The organism is Roseivivax marinus (assembly GCF_900109705.1).
GTDB classification, from domain to species: Bacteria; Pseudomonadota; Alphaproteobacteria; order Rhodobacterales; family Rhodobacteraceae; genus Roseivivax; species Roseivivax marinus.
The window spans coordinates 171,256-189,350 of sequence record NZ_FOAI01000004.1 but is presented as its reverse complement, the minus strand read 5'-3'; the positions used below and the strand labels follow the sequence as shown (position 1 = coordinate 189,350).

The window sequence follows — 18,095 nt, the reverse complement described above, 5'->3', positions numbered from 1 at the left end:
ACCGGCGCATAAGCCCGCCTTTACCGCCGGAAACGCGGGGCAAGGTCTTGTTAAGCGGGCCTGCGAAAGCGTTCCGGCCCGCCCTCTAGGACAGCGGCCAGATCAGCGGGATGACAAGCGCCGAGATCACGCCGATGGACACGTTCAGCGGAATACCGACCTTGAGGAAATCGGTGAAGCGGTAGCCTCCTGGGCCATAGACCAGCGTGTTCGTCTGGTAGCCGATGGGGGTGGCAAAGCTGCACGAGGCGCCGATCATCACCGCCACGACAAGGCCGCGCGGGTCGATCCCCAGCGCCTGCGCCAGCGCAATGGCTATGGGCGTCAGGACCACCGCGACGGCGTTGTTGCTCACCATCTCGGTCAGGATCGAGGTCATCAGGAATACCGCCCAGACGATGAAGACGCCGTTCAGCCCGTCGATCCAGGGAACGATGGCGTTCACGATCAACTCGACCGCACCCGAACTTTCCAGCGCCGCGCCGATTGCCAGCATCGCGAAGATCAGCGCGAGAAGCTGCCCCTCCACGAAAGAGAACGCCTCCTCGGCGTCGACGCAGCGTGTGAGCAGCACGATCGCAACGGCAACGACGGCCAGGGCCAGAATCGGTGCGACGCCAAGCGCGGCAAGCACCACGATCCCGGCCAGCGCCGCCAGCGCGATCGGCGCGTGCCCGCGGCGGAATGCGCGGGCGGAGGGTTGCGAGACATCAACGAGCGCCATTTCGTCCGCAAGGCGCCGGATATCCGCCGGGGCGCCTTCCAGCAGCAGCGTGTCGCCCACGCGCACCACCAGTTCGTCAAGCTGACGTCCGATATTCTGGTTCCGCCGGTGCACCGCCAGCGGGTAGACGCCGTAGCGCCGCCGCAGACGCAGCGCGCCGAGACTGCGGCCCACCATCTTGCATCCCGGCGTGATCAGCACCTCGACCGTCGTCGTCTCGACCGCCGAGACCTGGTCGACCCGGCGCAGCGACTTGTTGTTCTGCAGGCTCAGAAGCTCTGTCATCTGCGTGCGCAGGACCACCCGGTCGCCGACCTGCAACTCGACGCCCTCGAGGTCGCGACGCAGCGACTGGTCGCCGCGCACCACGTCGATCAGGCGTACGCCCTCGCGCTTGAAAAGCTGAACGCCCAGCACCTCGCGCCCGATCAGGTTGCTGTCGGGCGGGATCACCGCCTCGGTGAAGAACTTCATGCGGCTGCGGTCCGAAAGCATCCCGGCCATGCTCGCCCGGTCCGGCAGCAGCCACGCGCCGAAGAGATAGAGATAGCCAAGGCCCCAGACCACGAGGATCAGCGCCAGCGGCGTGACCTCGAAGATGGTGAACGGCTCCATGCCCCGGCTCCGCGCCACGCCGTCGACGAGCAGGTTGGTGGAGGTCCCGATCAGCGTCGTCGTACCCCCGAGGATCGCGGCATAGCTCAGCGGAATCAGTAGCTTGGACGGCGACACGCCGAGGACCTTGGAAAGCTGCACGAAGATCGGCAGCATCACGACCACCACCGGCGTGTTGTTCATGAAGGCCGAGGCCACGACCACCAGAACCACGATTCCGGCCATCGCCGTCCGAGGCCGCTTCTGCGCCCCGCTCTGAGCGTAGCTCGTGAACGCCTCGAGCGCGCCGGTCCGCACCAGCGCCCCCATCACGAGGAACATCGTCGCGATGGTCCATGGCGCGGGGTTCGACAACACGTCCAGCGCGTCCTCGTAAGGCAGGACGCCCAGTGCCAGCAGGACCGCGACGCCGCCGATGGCGACGACCTCGGTCGGGTAGAACTCGGTGACGAAGAGCGCGAACATCACAAGGATCACCCCGATCACGATCAGGGCGTCGCCGTTCTGCGCTATCAAGGTTTCCATGCTGCTGCCTGCCTGCCGCATTCACTTGGCCGGTCCACGGACCGCCCGCCATTTTGGAGAACGCCGTGCCCCGGGACAAGCGCGACCGAAGGCGAGGATCTCACGGCGCCGTTGATTCCAGCCGGCCGCCGTCGCGGACCATGCGCACCGCCATCGCGTGGCCGGTGCGGTCGTCGGTCTCGATGAAGAGGCCCGACAACGTCGCCTCGCCCAGAGCGGGCTGGAACCGGCCCTTGGGCATGCCCGTCACGAAGCGGCGCATGGGCTCGGTCTTTTCCATGCCGATGACGGAATCATAGTCGCCGCACATGCCGGCATCGCTCAGGTACGCCGTACCCCGCGGCAGGATCTGCGCGTCCGCCGTCGGCACATGTGTGTGGGTGCCCACCACGACGCTTGCGCGGCCGTCGCAGAAATGACCCATCGCCATCTTCTCGGACGTCGCCTCGCAGTGCATATCGACGAGGATCGCCTGCGCCTGCCCGCCCAGCGGATGTGCGCGCAGGACCGCGTCCATGGCCGAGAACGGATCGTCGAAGGGCCGCTTCATGAAGACCTGGCCCAGCACCTGGGTCACCAGAACCTTCCGGCCCCGCTTGTCGCTGAACAGCCGATGCCCACGGCCCGGCGCATCCTTGGCGAAGTTCAGCGGGCGCACGATGCGGCTGTCGGCCTCGATCGCCTGAAGCATGTCCTTCTGGTCGAAGGCGTGGTCGCCCAGCGTCACGCAGTCCGCTCCCGCTTCGAACAGGCCCGCCGCGTGGGTCGCGGTCAGACCTGCGCCGTTGGAGGCGTTTTCTCCGTTGATCACGCAGAAGTCGACCTTCCACTCGGCCTTGAGTTTGCCCAGACGCGCGGCGACGGCCTCGCGGCCCGCCCGTCCCATCACGTCGCCCAGAAAGAGTATTTTCATGCGCGACAGCCCTAGTGCGACGGTCCGCGAATGCAACGAAAAAGAGTGGTCCCGCGCGGCGCTCCGGGCAACCCGCGTCCCCCTTGCCAATCGCGCGCGTTGGGTGGACAAAGGCGCCATGGCATCAGGCTCGGACAATCCCGCGGATCCGTTCAAGAAGGCGCTCGCCGAGGCCACCAAGGTGATGGCCCACGACGCCGATCTCACGGTCAGCTACTCGGTCGACCCATCGGGCGTGTCGGGCGACGCGATGCGCCTGCCGCAGGTCTCGCGCCGGATGACACACGACGAGGTGCTGCTTGCGCGCGGCACCGCCGACGCGCTGGCGCTGCACCGCCGTTACCACGACGCCGGGACCCACGCACGCTATGCCCCGCAGGGCGACATGGCGCGCGAGATCTACGAGGCGATGGAAACCGCGCGGTGCGAGGCGATGGGCGCCCGCGACATGCCCGGCACCGCCAAGAACGTGGACGCCAAGATCGGCCACGAGGCCGCGCGCAAGGGCTATGCCGACGTGCGCGACGCCGCCGACGTGCCGCTGGCGACCGCGGCCGGCTACTACGTGCGCCACCTCGCCACGGGCCGCGACCTGCCCGAGGGCGCGCGGAACGTCATGGAGCTGTGGCGCGGCCATCTCGACAAGCAGGCCGGCGGCGCGCTCGGCGACATCGACGCCGCGCTCTCGGACCAGACCGAGTTCGCCCGCCTGTCGCGCCGGGTCATCACCGATCTCGGCTACGGCGATCAGCTTGGCGACGACCCCGACCAGCCCGACGAGGACAGCCAGGACGACGCCGAGGAAGGCGTCGAGGACGAACAGGATCCCGATTCCACCGGCAACGACGACGACGGCGAGGAAGACCCTGACGCGTCGCCCGAGCAGAGCCAGGACGAGACCCAGGACGCCAGCCAGGCGCAGGTCTCCATGGACGACATGGCCGACGAGGAGATGGGCGAGGAGACCGAGCTGCCCGAGGGCGAGGCGCCGATGGATCCGCCGCCGCCCCCGCCGGTTTCCGACGCCGATCCGCTCTACACCGTCTACGACGACAGCCACGACGAGGAAATCCGCGCCGAGGACCTCGCCGATCCCGCCGAGCTCGAACGCCTGCGCGCCTATCTCGATCAGCAGCTCGACCCGCTCAAGGGCGCGGTCTCGCGGCTGGCGAACAAGCTTCAGCGCCGGCTCCAGGCGCAACAGAACCGCTCGTGGGAATTCGACCGCGAGGAAGGCATCCTCGATGCGGGGCGCCTTGCGCGCGTGGTCGCCAATCCCACGACGCCCCTGTCCTTCAAGGTCGAGAAGGACATGGAGTTCCGCGATACCGTGGTGACGCTCCTGCTCGACAATTCCGGCTCCATGCGGGGCCGACCGATCTCGATCGCGGCAATCTGCGCGGACGTGCTGGCCCGCACGCTGGAGCGGTGCTCGGTCAAGGTCGAGATCCTCGGCTTCACCACCCGGGCGTGGAAGGGCGGCATGGCCCGCGAGGCCTGGCTCAACGAGGGCCGTCCGCAGCAGCCCGGCCGTCTCAACGACCTGCGTCACATCATCTACAAGGGGGCCGACGCGCCGTGGCGCCGGACCCGCTCGAACCTCGGGCTGATGATGAAGGAAGGCCTCCTGAAGGAGAACATCGACGGCGAGGCGCTGGAATGGGCCCACCGCCGGCTGGTCGGACGGCCGGAGGCGCGCAAGATCCTCATGGTGATCTCCGACGGCGCGCCGGTGGACGATTCGACCCTGTCGGTGAACCCGGCGAACTTCCTCGAGAAGCACCTGCGCGACGTCATCGCCATGGTCGAGCGCAAGAAGGCGGTGGAACTCCTGGCCATCGGCATCGGCCACGACGTGACCCGCTACTACGACCGTGCGGTCACCATCACCGACGTGGAGCAGCTCGCCGGCGCGATGACCGAGCAGCTGGCGTCGCTCTTCGACAGCGATCCGCGGGCACGGGCGCGCGTCATGGGCATGAAGCGGGCCTCTTGAGGGCGGTTTCGGACCGGAATACCGCCGCCCCGACCCGGCGAGGGGCGCTGCCCTCCGAACACCCCGGGATGTTTTCACCAAGAATAAGGAGCGGCGCGGCGCCATGACCGAAACGGAGTTCCAGAGCTTCGAGGACACGGCGCGGCCCGAACAGGGCCCGCCGCGACTGGCTGCACTGCGCGCCGCGATGGACGCCGAGGGGCTCGACGGGTTCCTCGTCCCCCGCGCGGACATGTACCAGGGTGAGTACGTGGCGCCCCGCGACGACCGGCTGGCGTGGCTCACCGGCTTCACCGGATCGGCGGGCTGGTGCGTGGCGCTGCACGACACCGCGGGCGTATTCGTGGACGGGCGCTACCGGGTTCAGGTCAAGGCGCAGGTGGCTCCGGAGTTCACCCCCGTCGACTGGCCCGAGACATCGCTGTCGGAGTGGATCGGACAAGAGTTGCCGCAGGGCGGACGCGTAGGCTTCGATCCTTGGCTGATGTCGGTCGAGGGTCTGCGCAAGCTCGAGGCCGGGCTGGACGGTGTGGTGCTGGACCGCTGCGAGAACCTCGTGGACCGGGTATGGGACGACCAGCCCGACGCGCCGATGGGCTCGCTGCGCACGCACCCCAAAGACCTCGCCGGACGAAGCGCGGAAGACAAGATCGCCGCGCTCGCGGACGAGCTTGGCGACGCGCGCGCGGCGGTCCTCACCCTGCCCGACAGCGTCGCGTGGCTCCTGAACGTGCGCGGCAGCGATATTCCCCGGAACCCGGTTCCGCACGCGACCGCGATCCTGCACGCGGACGGACGCGTCACGCTGTTCGTCGCGGCGGCCAAGCTCGACGGACTCGACGCGCCCCTGCCCGACGTGGTGGACGTGGCCGCGCCGGATGACTTCGCCGGGGCGCTCGCCTCCCTCGAGGGACCGGTCCGGATCGACCCCGCCTCCTGCCCTGTCGCGGTGGCCGACATACTGTCGGACGCCGGGAGCAAGATCGTGGAAGCCGCCGACCCCTGCCTCCTGCCCAAGGCGCGCAAGACCGAGGCCGAGCTTGCCGGCGCCCGCGCCGCCCACCTGCGCGACGCCGCGGCCATGGTGCGCTTCCTGTCCTGGCTCGACGCGCAGGCCCCCGGAAGCTTTACCGAGATCGACGTGGTCCGCCGGCTCGAAGCCGAGCGCCGCGCCACCGACGCGCTGCGCGAAATCAGCTTCGAAACGATCTCGGGCACAGGTCCGCACGGCGCCATAGTGCACTACCGCGTGACCGAGGCGACCGACGCCCGCGTCGAGGACGGACACCTCCTTCTGGTCGACTCGGGCGGGCAATATGCCGACGGCACCACCGACATCACCCGCACCATCGCGATCGGGGCCCCGGGCGAGACCGAGCGCGCCGACTTCACCCGCGTCCTGCGCGGCATGATCGCGATCTCGCGCCTGCGCTGGCCCGCCGGGCTCGCCGGACGCGACCTCGATGCCGCCGCGCGCGTTCCTCTGTGGGAGGCCGGCTGCGACTACGCCCACGGCACAGGCCACGGCGTCGGCGCCTATCTCAGCGTCCACGAGGGACCGCAGCGCCTGGCGCGCACCGGCACCGTGCCGTTCGAGCCGGGCATGATCGTGTCGAACGAGCCCGGGCTCTACCGCGAGGGCCAGTACGGCATCCGGATCGAGAACCTCGTGGCGGTTCGGGACGCTCCGGCATTGCAGGGAGCGACGCGGAAGGACATGTTGTGCTTCGAGACGCTGACCTACGTGCCGATCGACCGCCGGCTGATCGTGCCCGAGATGCTCACCCCGGCCGAACGCGACTGGCTCGATGCCTACCACGCGACCTGCGCCGCGCGGCTCGCCGAGTGGCTCGACGACGAGGCACGGGCTTGGCTCGAACAGGCGACAGCGCCGCTATGACATATTCCCGTGACCTGCATCTGGTCATGGAGACGGAACACATGGGGAGATACGCATGAGCGACGACATCAAGATCCGGCAAGCGGACGGCACATGGGTGGTGCGCGCGGGCGGCGCGGTGCTGGGCGAATCCGCGAACGCGCTCGAACTCAGCGAGGACGGCTATCCCGACGTCATCTACTTCCCCCGCGACGACATCGCGATGGCGTTCCTCGACCGCAGCGATCACGTGACCGAATGCCCCAAGAAGGGCACAGCGAACTACTACTCGATCATGTCCAAGTCCCGCACCTACCTGAACGCGGTCTGGACCTACGAGGACCCCAAGGACGACGTCGCCCGCATCAAGGGCTACCTTGCCTTCCATCCGCAGGACGGGGTGACGGTCGAGCAGCTCTGAGCGGCCGAAAGGGGCCTGCGCGGCCCCTTCCCTCCGGGTCGGCGCCCAGAGCGCGCCGGCTCTGCGATCCGGTTCCAGGCCGGACGCACCGGTGCATCAGCAGAGCCTGGTCGAAGCGCGCAATCAACGCGTTGCGACCGGATGGCCGGGACCGGTCGCGGCAAGCTGGGCATCGGAACGCGCGCAGTGCTGTCCCAGGCGCAACGGGCCCGACGCCCCCACCCCGGTCAGCTATGCTCTTCCTCGGCGGTCGCGGCCAGCGCCCGGTTGTAGGCCTTGAGCGCGTCGACATGGAACAGCGCGCCCTGCAATTCCAGCGCACCGGTCTCGGCCGAGCGGCGCACCACCGGCAGGAAGGCCACTCCGCTTTCCTCGAAGCGCGGCAGCGCGGTCTCGAGCGTCGCTGTCTCGTTCACCGACACGCCCTTCTCGATCATCTCGAGGCAGACCTCGGTGTCCGCGGCGCCGAGGTCGGTGGGCTTCCGCATCAGACTCCTGACCCGGAACATGCACAGAAGGTAGGCCTGCGGTCCGGCGGCGAGGTGGACGTTGCGCCGCTCGATCTGGCTGAGGAAGAACGACCGGTCCACCAGCCGCGAGGCCAGCGCCGTGGACATCGACACCGACACCATCACGGCGAGTCCGGTCTGCCAGTCGCCGGTCAGCTCGAACACGATCAGCGTGGTGGAGATCGGCGCGCCGAGGACCGCCCCCGCGACCGCGCCCATCCCCGCCAGAGCGTAGAGCGTGTGCGATCCCGACTGGTTCGGGAACAGGCCCGTTGCCAGCAGCCCGAAGGCCAGCCCCGTGAGCGCTCCGATCATCAGCGAGGGCGAGAACACGCCCCCGCCCATGCGCCCGCCCAGCGTGATCGACACCGCGACCACCTTGACCACCACGAAGAGGATGGCCGTCCCCACCCCGAGACTTCCGGTGAGCGCCAGCGACGTGGTCTCGTAGCCCACCCCGATGATGTGCGGGAACTGCACGGCGATGAGACCGAGGAGAACCCCCGCCACTGCCGGACGCAGGAAGTGCGGCAGCCCCATCCGCGCCTGCACCGCGTTCGCGGCGTCGTCGGCCAGGAAGATGGCGCGCATGGTCGCAACCGCCACCAGCCCACAGACGAGCCCGAGGATCAGGAAGGCCGGCAGCTCCAGGTAGAACTCGACGGTGGTGGTGCCGGGCAGGCGGAACTCGGTGACGTCGCCAAAGGCGAGGCGGTTGATGACGGTTCCGGCGGCGCTTGCCACCACGATGGGGGCGAAGGCATGCAAGGCGAAATGCCTCAGGATCACCTCGAGCGCGAAGAGCGCACCGGCGATGGGAGCGTTGAAGCTGGCCGAAACCGCGGCCGCCACGCCGCAGCCCAGAAGGTCGCGCCCGGTGATCCCGTCGGCGCGGATGAGGTTGGCCGTCCAGCTCGAGATCATCGAGGCGATGTGGACCACGGGGCCTTCCCGCCCCGACGACCCGCCGGTCGAGAGCGTGATCCATGAACAGAGCGCCGAGGCGATGCCGGCCTTCTTCTCGACCCGGCCGTCGTTGAGCGCGGCCCCCTCGATCACGTCCGCGACCGAGCGGATTCGGCCATCGGGCGTGGCGAAGTGCACGATGCCGCCCACCACCGCCCCGCCGATCGCGGGGATCGCCACCACCCAGATCCACGGCAGATCGGCGGCAAAACTCGCGAGCAGGTTCGGATCCTCGACCCCGTAGAGCAGGTTCTGCAGCCATTCGATGGCCACCCTGAACACCACCGCCGCGGTCCCCGCCGCAGTCCCGATCAGGAGCGCGATGAACCAGAACTGGATTTGACCGGGGCCGCGATGGCGCAGCATGTCCCAGCCGCGCTGAACGCGGTCGAGCGTCCCCCGGACGCGGGGTGTGAGAGGTGAATCCTGGGCCATTCGATCTGCGGTCGGTCGCGTCTTCCCGGGGATAGGGGATCCGGGCGACCGCGCCAAGCGATCCGGCCGCAGATCGCCCATCTTCTAGTGCAATCGCAAGGCGGCCACAAAATCGTGTCCTTTTACCCGATTATGAGGCCTCGGAAGGGAGCCGGCCGCTCTTTTGCCTAGCCCGCCAGCAGAGCCCGCGCCGCCGCGCGGGCTTCTTCCGTCACCGTGTCGCCGGCCAGCATCCGCGCGATCTCGCCCTCGCGCGCGGCATGGTCGAGCGAGACCACGGTCGAGGTGGTGACCTCGTCGGCCACGCTCTTTTCCACCCGCCAGTGATGCGCGCCGAGCGCGGCCACCTGTGGCGAGTGGGTGACCACAAGCACCTGGCCGCCCTCGGCCAGCTGCGCGAGCCGCCGGCCCACCGCGTCCGCCGTGGCGCCGCCGACGCCGCGGTCGATCTCGTCGAAGATCATCGTCACGCCACGGTCGCGTTCGGCCAGGCAGACCTTGAGCGCGAGAAGGAAGCGCGACAGCTCCCCGCCCGAGGCGATCTTGTTGATCGCGCCCGCCGGCGCGCCGGGATTGGTGGCGACGGTGAAGGATACCGCGTCACGTCCCTCGGGTCCGGGCTCCGCCGGCTCGATCGCGGTCCGGAAGACCGCGCGCTCCATCTTCAGCGGCGCCAGCTCGGCCGAGACGGCCTTGTCCAGACGTCCTGCCGCCGCCGCGCGCGCCGCGCTGAGCGTAGCGGCCGCGGCGTCGAAGGCAGCGTCGGCTTCGCGGACCGTGGCGCGCAGCCCGCCGAGGCCCGCCTCGCCCGCGTCCAGAGCCTCGAGCCGTGCGGACAACTCGGCCCGCAGCTTGGGCAACTCGTCGGACTCCACCTGGTGCTTGCGCGCCATCGCCCGGATCGCGAACAGCCGTTCCTCCGCCGCTTCCAGTTCGCCCGCGTCGAAGCTGAGCCCGTCAAGACAGGCTTCCACCCCCGACACGGCCTCGCCCAGTTCGACCATGGTGCGGTCCACTGCGGCCAGCGCGGTGTCGAGCGCACCCTCGGCGCCGTCCGCTGCCCCTTCCAGCCAGCGCGAAGCATCGCCCACCGCCTGTTCCGCGCCATCGGTCAGCGCCGCATGGGCGCGCGCGATGTCCTCTCGGATGCGGGCGGCGGCCTGCATCCGGCGGCGCTGGATGTCGAGGGCCTCTTCTTCGCCCGGCTCCGGCGACAGGTCGTCCAGTTCCTTGACCGCGAAGCGCAGGAAATCCTCCTCGGCCCGCGCGGCCTCAACCGCCGCCTCCGCCTCGGCCAACGCGCGCGCAGCCGCACTGCGCGCGGACCACGCTGTGCGCACTGCGGCGCGCTCCTCCTGCGTCTCGGCGTAGTCATCGAGGATCGCGCGGTGCCCCTTGGGGTTCAGCAGGCCCCGGTCGTCGTGCTGCCCGTGCAGTTCGACCAGCGTATCCGACAGACGGCGCAGCACCTCGCCCGAGGCGCGCCGGTCGTTGACCCAGGCGGTCTTGCGTCCCTCCTTGGTGTTCACACGCCGCAGGACCAGCTCGTCCTCCTCGGCGTCGAGGCCGGCCTCTTCCAGCACCTCGCGCGCGGGATGGCCCGGCGGCAGGTCGAAGACGGCGATCACCTCTCCCTGCCCCGCGCCCGAGCGGACCAGCTCGGCCCGGCCGCGCCAGCCCAGCACGAAGCCGAGCGCATCGAGCAGGATCGACTTGCCCGCGCCGGTCTCGCCGGTCAGCACGTTCAGACCCGGCTGGAAAGCGAGGTCCAGCCGGTCGATGATGAGGATGTCGCGAATTTCGAGCGCACGGAGCATGGGCAGGATGTAGGCCTGTTTCCGGTCCGGCTGCAACGGGACAGAGGCCCCCGCACCACGCTGCGGCACGTTTCGTCCCGCGACGCGTCGTGGATCAGGCGCCCGAGGCCCGTCGCACCGGCCTCAGAGCCATTCGCCTTTGATGGTCTGGCGATAGATCGCCGACAGCCAGTTGTCCCCGACCGACCGCGGCTCGAGCCCCTGCCCGGTCAGCAGCGCGTAGCTGTCCTGGTACCATTCCGTGGACTGGTAGTTGTAGCCGAGGATCGCGCCCGCCGTCTGCGCCTCGTCCGTCAGCCCCAACGAAAGATACGCTTCGACCAGCCGGTGCAGCGCCTCGGGGGTGTGCGTCGTGGTCTGGAAATCCTCGACCACCACGCGGAACCGGTTGATCGCCGCAGCGTAGTGCTTGCGCTTGAGGTAATAGCGCCCGATCTCCATCTCCTTGCCCGCGAGGTGATCGAAGGCGAGGTCGAACTTGAGGATCGACGACCGGGCATATTCGCTGTCGGGATACTGCTCGATCACCGCGCGCAGCGATTGCAGCGCCTGGAAGGTCAGCCCCTGATCGCGGCCCACTTCCTCGATCTGGTCGTAGTAGCTCAGCGCCAGCAGGTACTGCGCATAGGCCGCATCGTCCTCCAGCGGGTAGAAGTCGATGTAGCGCTGCGCGGCGGCGCGGCTGTTCTCGTAGTCCTTGTCGCGATGGAACGCGAACGCCTGCATGATCAGCGCGCGCTTGGCCCATTCCGAATAAGGATAGAGACGTTCGATCTCGCCGAAATATTCGGCCGCGTCGTCGGGCCGATTGCGGTCCAGCTCGAACTCGCCCCGTTCGTAGATCTGCTCTGCCGTGAAGCTTTCGAGAGGCACGCCGCCCGGACCGAATCCGGGCCGTTCACGTTCGCCACACCCCGAGAGCGCCACTGTCAGCGCAAGCCCGATCGCGGAGATCCGCACCCTGCCGCTTGCCATGCCCGATGTCCCTCAGTCCGTCATCTGAGGCATTCGCCCCGTCTTGCCCACCGGCTCTAGCACAGAAAATTCCGGGGCAAAACGGCTTTGGATCACATCGGCGCGCATGGGCGCTGACGCGATCGCGCCCTCCGCGCAGGTCACGCGACCGCCGGAATTTCCTCGGGCTGAATGTTCACGCCCGGCAGACGCGCGCGCGTGCCCGCATCGACCTCGACAAGGCGCGTCGCGCCCTCGGTCTCGAACAGCGCGTGCAGCAGCAGGTTCGTCATCGAGTGGCCGGCCTTGTGGCCCTCATAGTGACCGATAATCGGGCAACCGGCGAGCGCGAGGTCGCCCACCGCGTCGAGCATCTTGTGACGCACCGCCTCGTCCGAGTGGCGCAGGCCACCGGGGCTGAGAATGCGGTCGCCGTCGACCACCACCGCGTTCTCGAGCGTGCCGCCGAGGGCGAGGCCCTGCGCGTGCATCGCATCCACGTCCGACTGGCGGCAGAAGGTGCGGCTGTCCGACAGCTCGCGCACGAAGGTTCCGTTGGAGAGGTCCAGCTTCTTGACCTGGGTGCCGATCGCCGCGTCGTCGAAGGCGATGTGGAACCCCATGCTGAGGCCTCGGCCCGGCGACAGGCGCGCCCACCCGGTGGCGGTCTGCACTTCCACGGCGGTCAGAATCTCGATGGCGCGCACCGGCGCTTGCAGGCGGCGCAAGCCGCAGTCGAGGAGCCCGCGCACGAAAGGAGCGGCGGAGCCGTCGAGGATCGGAACCTCGGGGCCGTCGATGTCGATCAGCGCGTTGTACACGCCGCAGCCGGCAAGCGCGGCCATCACGTGCTCGATCGTCTGCACGGCGACGCCGGCATCGTTCACGATGCGGGTGCAGAGCGGCGAGCGTTCCACGTAATCCCAGCGCGCCGGGACGATGGTATCACCAAGCGAGATGTCCGTGCGGCGGAAGCGCACGCCGTGGTCGGCGCCCGCAGGGCGGATTGTCAGCCGCGCCGGCCGGCCCGAATGAAGGCCGGTTCCGTCGAAGGTGATCGGGGCTCGCACTGTGGTCTGCACGGTCTCACTCCAGTCTCGACGCGGGCTGGACGTGGGGCGTCCTGCGTCTGACCGAGGATGTAGAGAGCGTTAACTTCTCGCTCAAATCAAAGATTGCAACCGGATGAAACAGACCTGTCACAGAACCGACCGGTTTCGACATGCCTGAAATTCAGATCACTATCACCTTGATATAAAACGAAAAACGCCCCCTCTTGCGAGGGGGCGTTTTTGCACCGGATCACGTCCGGATTTCGATCAGTTCGCCTGGCGCCGCAGGAAGGCCGGGATCTCGATGCGATCCTGATCCGCATCGGTCTCTTCGTCCTGCACCGGCTCGGGGCGCCGAGCGGCGGCCACCGGGGGCTGGCGACGGGCGGCTGCGGCCTGCTGGCCTCCGCCCTCGTGGCCGTGGCCGGTCATGCGGTTGATCAGCGAGTTGATCCCGAAGCGCGTCTTCTCGGCCTCGGCGGCCCGCTGCGACTGGGCCGGCTGGGGCTGCGGCTGCGCCCGGCCCGCCTGCGGTTGCTGGGCGCGCGGCGTACCCTCGGGACGCGACCGGCCAGCGGCGGCCTGAAGCCGGGCGAGGGCCTCGGGCGACGGGGTGCCCGGTGCCGGGGCACGCGGCGCGACGTAGGCCTCGGGCGCCTCTTCCGGCTCGGGCTCCACCTCGGCGACGCGGGGCTCGAACTCGGCGACGCGCGGCTGGTAGGCGGGCGCCGGAAGACCGTCCTCGCCGGTTTCCGGCTCGTCCTCGAAGATGGCTTCCATCTCGTCCTCGGCCGCGGCGCGCTCGGCATTCATGTCCTCGAACAGCGTCGGCTCCTGCTGGGCGCTGCGCGCGGCGGGGGCCTGCGCGGCGACCGGGGTGGCGCGCGGCGCGTCCGCGGCGGGACGCGGTGCCGCGTGTGCGACGTCCTCGGCTTGGACGTTCTGCTTGAGCGGCTCGCGCAGGCTGCGGCGCGGGACCGGGATCTCGGTGTTCACATCGGTGGCGTCGATGCCGGTCGCGACGACCGAAACACGCATCCGGCCTTCCATGCTGTCGTCGAGGGTCGAACCGACGATGATGTTGGCGTCGGAGTCGACCTCTTCGCGGATCCGGTTCGCCGCCTCGTCCAGTTCGAACAGGGTCAGGTCGTGGCCGCCGGTGATGTTGATGAGCACGCCCTTGGCGCCCTTGAGGCTGATCTCGTCCAGCAGCGGGTTGGCGATGGCCTTCTCGGCGGCCTGGATGGCGCGCTCTTCGCCCTCCGCCTCGCCGGTGCCCATCATGGCCTTGCCCATCTCGTCCATCACCGCGCGGACGTCGGCGAAGTCGAGGTTGATGAGGCCCGGACGGACCATCAGGTCGGTCACGCCCTTCACGCCCTGGTAGAGGACGTCGTCAGCCATCGAGAACGCCTCGGTGAAGGTCGTCTTCTCGTTCGCCAGACGGAACAGGTTCTGGTTCGGAATGATGATGAGCGTGTCCACGACCTTCTGGAGGGCCTCGACGCCATCCTCGGCCTGGCGCATCCGCTTCACGCCTTCGAACTGGAACGGCTTGGTCACCACGCCCACGGTCAGCACGCCGAGCTCACGCGCGGCCTGTGCGATGATCGGCGCGGCGCCGGTGCCAGTGCCGCCGCCCATGCCGGCGGTGATGAAGCACATGTGCGCACCGGCGAGGTGGTCGACGATCTGTTCGATCGATTCCTCGGCCGCCGCGGCGCCCACGGTCGCCCGTGCGCCGGCGCCCAGTCCCTCGGTCACTTTCACGCCGAGCTGGATCCGATCGTCCGACAGGGACTGCTGAAGCGCCTGCGCGTCGGTGTTCGCAACCACGAAATCGACGCCGTCCAGCGCCTTCTCGATCATGTTGTTGACGGCGTTGCCGCCTGCCCCTCCGACGCCGAAGACCGTGATCCGCGGCTTGAGTTCGTCGTGTCCGGGCACCGAGAGGTTCAATGTCATCGCTTTTCCGCCTGCTTGTCCTTCAGGGCGGTCGAGCGCCCCGGGTTTTTTACCAATTGCCCCGATTCTAGCGGTCCTGCGCCTCTACGTCACGCAAAAAACCGGAAATCCATACCAAATCTGGCCGATTCTCGGCCCGAATCCGCCGAGTTTCGGATCTGTTCCCAAGTTTTGGGCTCACCAATTGTCCTTGAACCATCTGACAGCCTTCTGCAGCGTCTTGCCGCTGAGGCGATCGACCGGAATCTCGAAGTCCCACCACTCGTCCTGGGGGTGCGCGGCGAACAGGCAGAGACCCACGGCGCTGGCGAATCCCGGCCCCGTGGCAGCCTGCGGCAGGCCGTGGACGCGCATCGGACGGCCCAGCCGGACCTGCTGGCCGAGGATCTTGGAGGCGAGCCCGTCGAGCCCGGGAATCTGGCTGGCCCCACCCGTGAGGACGATCTGCTGCGAGGGCAGGTACTCGAACCCGGCCGCGTCGAGACGGGCGCGGACCTCCTCGAGGATTTCCTCGACCCGCGGGCGCATGATGCCGATCAGCTCGGCGCGGCTGACGGTCCGGCGGTCGTGTTCCCAGTCGCCGGTGTCGCCGCCGGTCTCGATCATCTCGCGGTCGTCCATCCCGGTGGCCACGACGCCGCCGTAGAAGGTCTTGATCCGCTCGGCGGTCGCCATCGGCACCTGAAGGCCCATCGAGATGTCGCCGGTAACGTGATCGCCGCCCATCTTCACCGCGTCGGCGTAGATCATGTGCTTCTTCATGAAGATCGACACGCCGGTCGCGCCGCCACCGATGTCGATGCAGGCCGCGCCCAGCTCCTGCTCGTCTTCCACCAGCGAGGCGATGCCGCTGGCATAGGCCGAGGAGGCGAGGCCGGCGAGTTCGAGGTCGCAGCGCTTCACACAATGCGCGAGGTTCTGGATCGCCATGCCGTCGACCGTCAGCATGTGCATGTCGGTCGCAAGCTCCTGCCCGATCTGGCCGCGCGGGTCACTGAGGCCGGAGCGGTGGTCCAGCGCGAAGTTCACCGGCTGGGCGTGCAGCACCTCGCGGTCATGGCCGAAGTCCGGCACGTCGCAGGCCGACAGAACGCGGGCGATGTCCTGCTCGCTCACGTTCGCGCCCTGCACCGCGACCTTGCCGGTCAGACCGTAGCTGCGCGGCTCGGCGCCAGAGAAGCACGCGATGACGTGGTCGACGCGGATGTTGGCCATCTTCTGCGCCGCCTGGACCGCGGTGCGGATCGCCCGCTCGGTCTCCTGCATGGCGTTGACCTCGCCGAAGCGGACGCCCCGCGAACGGGTGGTCGCGGCGCCGATCACCCGGAAGCCCGACTGCCCGGCAAGGCTGCCCACGCCGTCGCCGTCGCCCACGCGGTCGTTGCCGTCGAAGCGCAGGATCAGGCAGGCGATCTTGGAGCTGCCGACGTCGAGGATCGCCACGACACCGCGCTGCATGGCGGCCCGGCGCATGTTGCGCATCGCCCGCTGGGATTCATAGAGCTCGATCATCTCAGTGCGTGTCCCCCGCCTGTATTTCCTTGATCCGCCAGAGTTCTTCCAGCGCGTAATCCGTCATCCGCAGCGTCGGGCGGCGCGGCAGCCGCAGGTCGACCGTCACCAGATCGCGTCCGAGCAGATCCACCGCGTCGTCCATGGCGATGGCGCGCTCCAGCGCCCGCACCGCGCCCGTCTCGGGCAGCATGATCGTCTGGCCGCGGTCGAGAACCACGTCCCAGCGCCGCTCGCCCTGGCGGACGAGGCCACGCAGCCGCTTCTTGATCGGCCCCGCGGCCTCCATCAGCGCCATCGCCTCGGACACCGCGCGATCGGCGCCGTCGCCCACCACCACCGCAAGGTCTGGATGCGCCCCGCGCGTGGCGGCGCTGCCCACGGTGACGCCCTCGTCATCCACGAGCCGCAGCTCGCCCCCGTCGCGCCAGAGCACCGCCGGAACCCGCTCGACCACCTCGACCTGAAGCACGCCGCCCTGACGGACCCGGACCTGCGCGCTCTTGACCGCCGGCAGCGCGACCGCCGCGGTCTTGAGCGCGTCGAGATCGAGGTCGAAAGAGGAGACCGGCACATTCACGGCGAGCCGCGCACGGACCTGCTCGGCCAGCGCGTCGCTGGCGCCGTCGACGGCCATCAGCTTGACCATGAACTCGGGCCGTTCGTGGACCATCGCCTCGAGGTCGGCGTAAGTCATCGCGATCCAGTCGCGGTTGTCCTCGGACGACAGCCACAGCGCCGCGCCGCCCACGACGACGGCCAGCGGCAAACCCACACGCAGGAGGATCCGGTAGACCGGCGTGAGCATCATCCGCTGGATGCGGTAGCGCAGGCGCGACGGCGCCGGATCGTTGCGGCTCACCTGTTGCACGAGGCGTCCTCCACCAGCATCCGGCACATTGCGCCGAACGGCACGCCCACGGTTTCGCCCTGCTCGGGCGACAGCGAGGTGGGCGTCATCCCCGGCTGGGTGTTGGTCTCGAGAAGATAGAGCCCGTCCAGCCCCCGCGCCTCGTCCCAGCGGAAATCGGTGCGGCTGATGCCCCGGCACCCCAGCGCGCGGTGCGCGCGCAGCGCGTAGTCCATGCAGGCATCGAAAATCTCGGCCGGCAGGTCGGCGGGCACCACGTGCCGCGAGCCGCCGGGCTTGTACTTGGCGTCGTAGTCGTACCAGCCGTCGGTGACGATGTCGGTCACGGTCAGGGTGCGGTCACCGAGGACGGTCGCGGTCAGCTCTCGACCGGGCACGAAGGCCTCGACCATCACCGTGTCGGGCATCTCGTCGGACAGGGCCGGCGGGCCGTTCGCCGCGTCGTGGACGAGGTAGACGCCCACCGAAGAGCCCTCGTTGTAGGGCTTGACCACGTAGGGGGGCGACAGGACGTGCCCCGCCATGACATCGGCCTTGGAGGCAAGCCGGCTTTCGGCCACGGGCAGCCCCGCCGCGCGGTAGGCCGCCTTCGAACGCTCCTTGTCCATCGCGAGAGCCGACGCGAACAGGCCGGAGTGGGTATAGGGCAAGCCCATCCACTCGAGCAGCCCCTGCACCGTGCCGTCCTCGCCCGGAGAGCCGTGCAAAGCGTTGAAACAGATGTCGGGGGAAATCTCGAGCAGTCGGGCGCCCAGGTCGCGACCGCAGTCGACCTCGATCACTTCAAAGCCTTCGTCCCGCAAAGCAGCTGCGCATTCGCGCCCGGTCGACAGGGACACCTCCCGCTCGGCCGAGAGTCCGCCCATCAATACCGCCACTTTCGGGTTTGTCCTGCTCGACATACCCAAATCGCCTCGTGCCCCGTCCCTCCGTCGCCAGTT

The 18,095-nt window shown here is 68.9% G+C and carries 13 protein-coding genes; 3 read left to right on the top strand and 10 right to left on the bottom strand.

Annotated elements, in window-relative coordinates; translation table 11 throughout:
- Positions 1 to 85 precede the first annotated feature (85 nt).
- Both BMX29_RS07125 and BMX29_RS07120 read right to left on the bottom strand, forming a co-directional pair.
- A complete protein-coding gene (locus BMX29_RS07125; protein WP_092811509.1) occupies positions 86 to 1,864 on the bottom strand; it encodes an SLC13 family permease in 1,779 nt (592 codons plus the stop codon).
- Positions 1,865 to 1,964: 100 nt separating this feature from the next.
- Positions 1,965 to 2,777: a TIGR00282 family metallophosphoesterase gene (locus tag BMX29_RS07120; RefSeq protein ID WP_092811507.1), complete on the bottom strand. Its 813-nt coding sequence runs from the start codon at positions 2,775 to 2,777 to the stop codon at positions 1,965 to 1,967.
- A gap of 118 nt (positions 2,778 to 2,895) precedes the next feature.
- Between BMX29_RS07120 and cobT the strand changes: the two genes are divergently transcribed.
- From cobT to BMX29_RS07105, 3 genes are all read left to right on the top strand, one after another.
- Positions 2,896 to 4,773: a cobaltochelatase subunit CobT gene (cobT, locus tag BMX29_RS07115; RefSeq protein ID WP_092811505.1), complete on the top strand. Its 1,878-nt coding sequence runs from the start codon at positions 2,896 to 2,898 to the stop codon at positions 4,771 to 4,773.
- A 103-nt stretch (positions 4,774 to 4,876) separates the two neighbouring features.
- Positions 4,877 to 6,673 carry an aminopeptidase P family protein gene (locus BMX29_RS07110; protein WP_092811503.1) on the top strand — a complete coding sequence of 599 codons (1,797 nt, stop codon included), beginning with the start codon at positions 4,877 to 4,879 and terminating at the stop codon, positions 6,671 to 6,673.
- A gap of 55 nt (positions 6,674 to 6,728) precedes the next feature.
- Positions 6,729 to 7,073: a DUF427 domain-containing protein gene (locus BMX29_RS07105; RefSeq protein ID WP_043842205.1), complete on the top strand. Its 345-nt coding sequence runs from the start codon at positions 6,729 to 6,731 to the stop codon at positions 7,071 to 7,073.
- Positions 7,074 to 7,300: 227 nt separating this feature from the next.
- Here the strand turns inward: BMX29_RS07105 and BMX29_RS07100 are convergent, their stop codons facing one another.
- From BMX29_RS07100 to BMX29_RS07065, 8 genes are all read right to left on the bottom strand, one after another.
- Complete coding sequence (locus BMX29_RS07100; RefSeq protein ID WP_425314272.1) at positions 7,301 to 8,983, bottom strand: chloride channel protein; 1,683 nt, start codon at positions 8,981 to 8,983, stop codon at positions 7,301 to 7,303.
- A 167-nt stretch (positions 8,984 to 9,150) separates the two neighbouring features.
- On the bottom strand, positions 9,151 to 10,800 hold the full coding sequence (gene recN, locus BMX29_RS07095) for a DNA repair protein RecN (protein ID WP_092811501.1): 1,650 nt from the start codon (positions 10,798 to 10,800) through the stop codon (positions 9,151 to 9,153).
- Positions 10,801 to 10,923: 123 nt separating this feature from the next.
- Positions 10,924 to 11,775, bottom strand: coding sequence for an outer membrane protein assembly factor BamD (locus BMX29_RS07090; RefSeq protein WP_043842200.1), 852 nt, complete (start codon positions 11,773 to 11,775; stop codon positions 10,924 to 10,926).
- A 140-nt stretch (positions 11,776 to 11,915) separates the two neighbouring features.
- On the bottom strand, positions 11,916 to 12,836 hold the full coding sequence (lpxC, locus tag BMX29_RS07085) for a UDP-3-O-acyl-N-acetylglucosamine deacetylase (RefSeq protein ID WP_092811499.1): 921 nt from the start codon (positions 12,834 to 12,836) through the stop codon (positions 11,916 to 11,918).
- Between the two features lie 237 nt (positions 12,837 to 13,073).
- Entirely contained in the window at positions 13,074 to 14,771 is a 1,698-nt protein-coding gene (gene ftsZ, locus BMX29_RS07080; protein ID WP_092811497.1) for a cell division protein FtsZ, read from the bottom strand.
- Between the two features lie 177 nt (positions 14,772 to 14,948).
- Positions 14,949 to 16,283: a cell division protein FtsA gene (gene ftsA / locus BMX29_RS07075; RefSeq protein ID WP_043842196.1), complete on the bottom strand. Its 1,335-nt coding sequence runs from the start codon at positions 16,281 to 16,283 to the stop codon at positions 14,949 to 14,951.
- A 1-nt stretch (position 16,284) separates the two neighbouring features.
- On the bottom strand, positions 16,285 to 17,154 hold the full coding sequence (locus BMX29_RS07070) for a cell division protein FtsQ/DivIB (RefSeq protein WP_244889172.1): 870 nt from the start codon (positions 17,152 to 17,154) through the stop codon (positions 16,285 to 16,287).
- Entirely contained in the window at positions 17,142 to 18,062 is a 921-nt protein-coding gene (locus BMX29_RS07065) for a D-alanine--D-alanine ligase (protein ID WP_175471149.1), read from the bottom strand. The genes BMX29_RS07070 and BMX29_RS07065 overlap by 13 nt, the downstream gene beginning before the upstream one ends.
- Between the last annotated feature and the right edge of the window lie 33 nt (positions 18,063 to 18,095).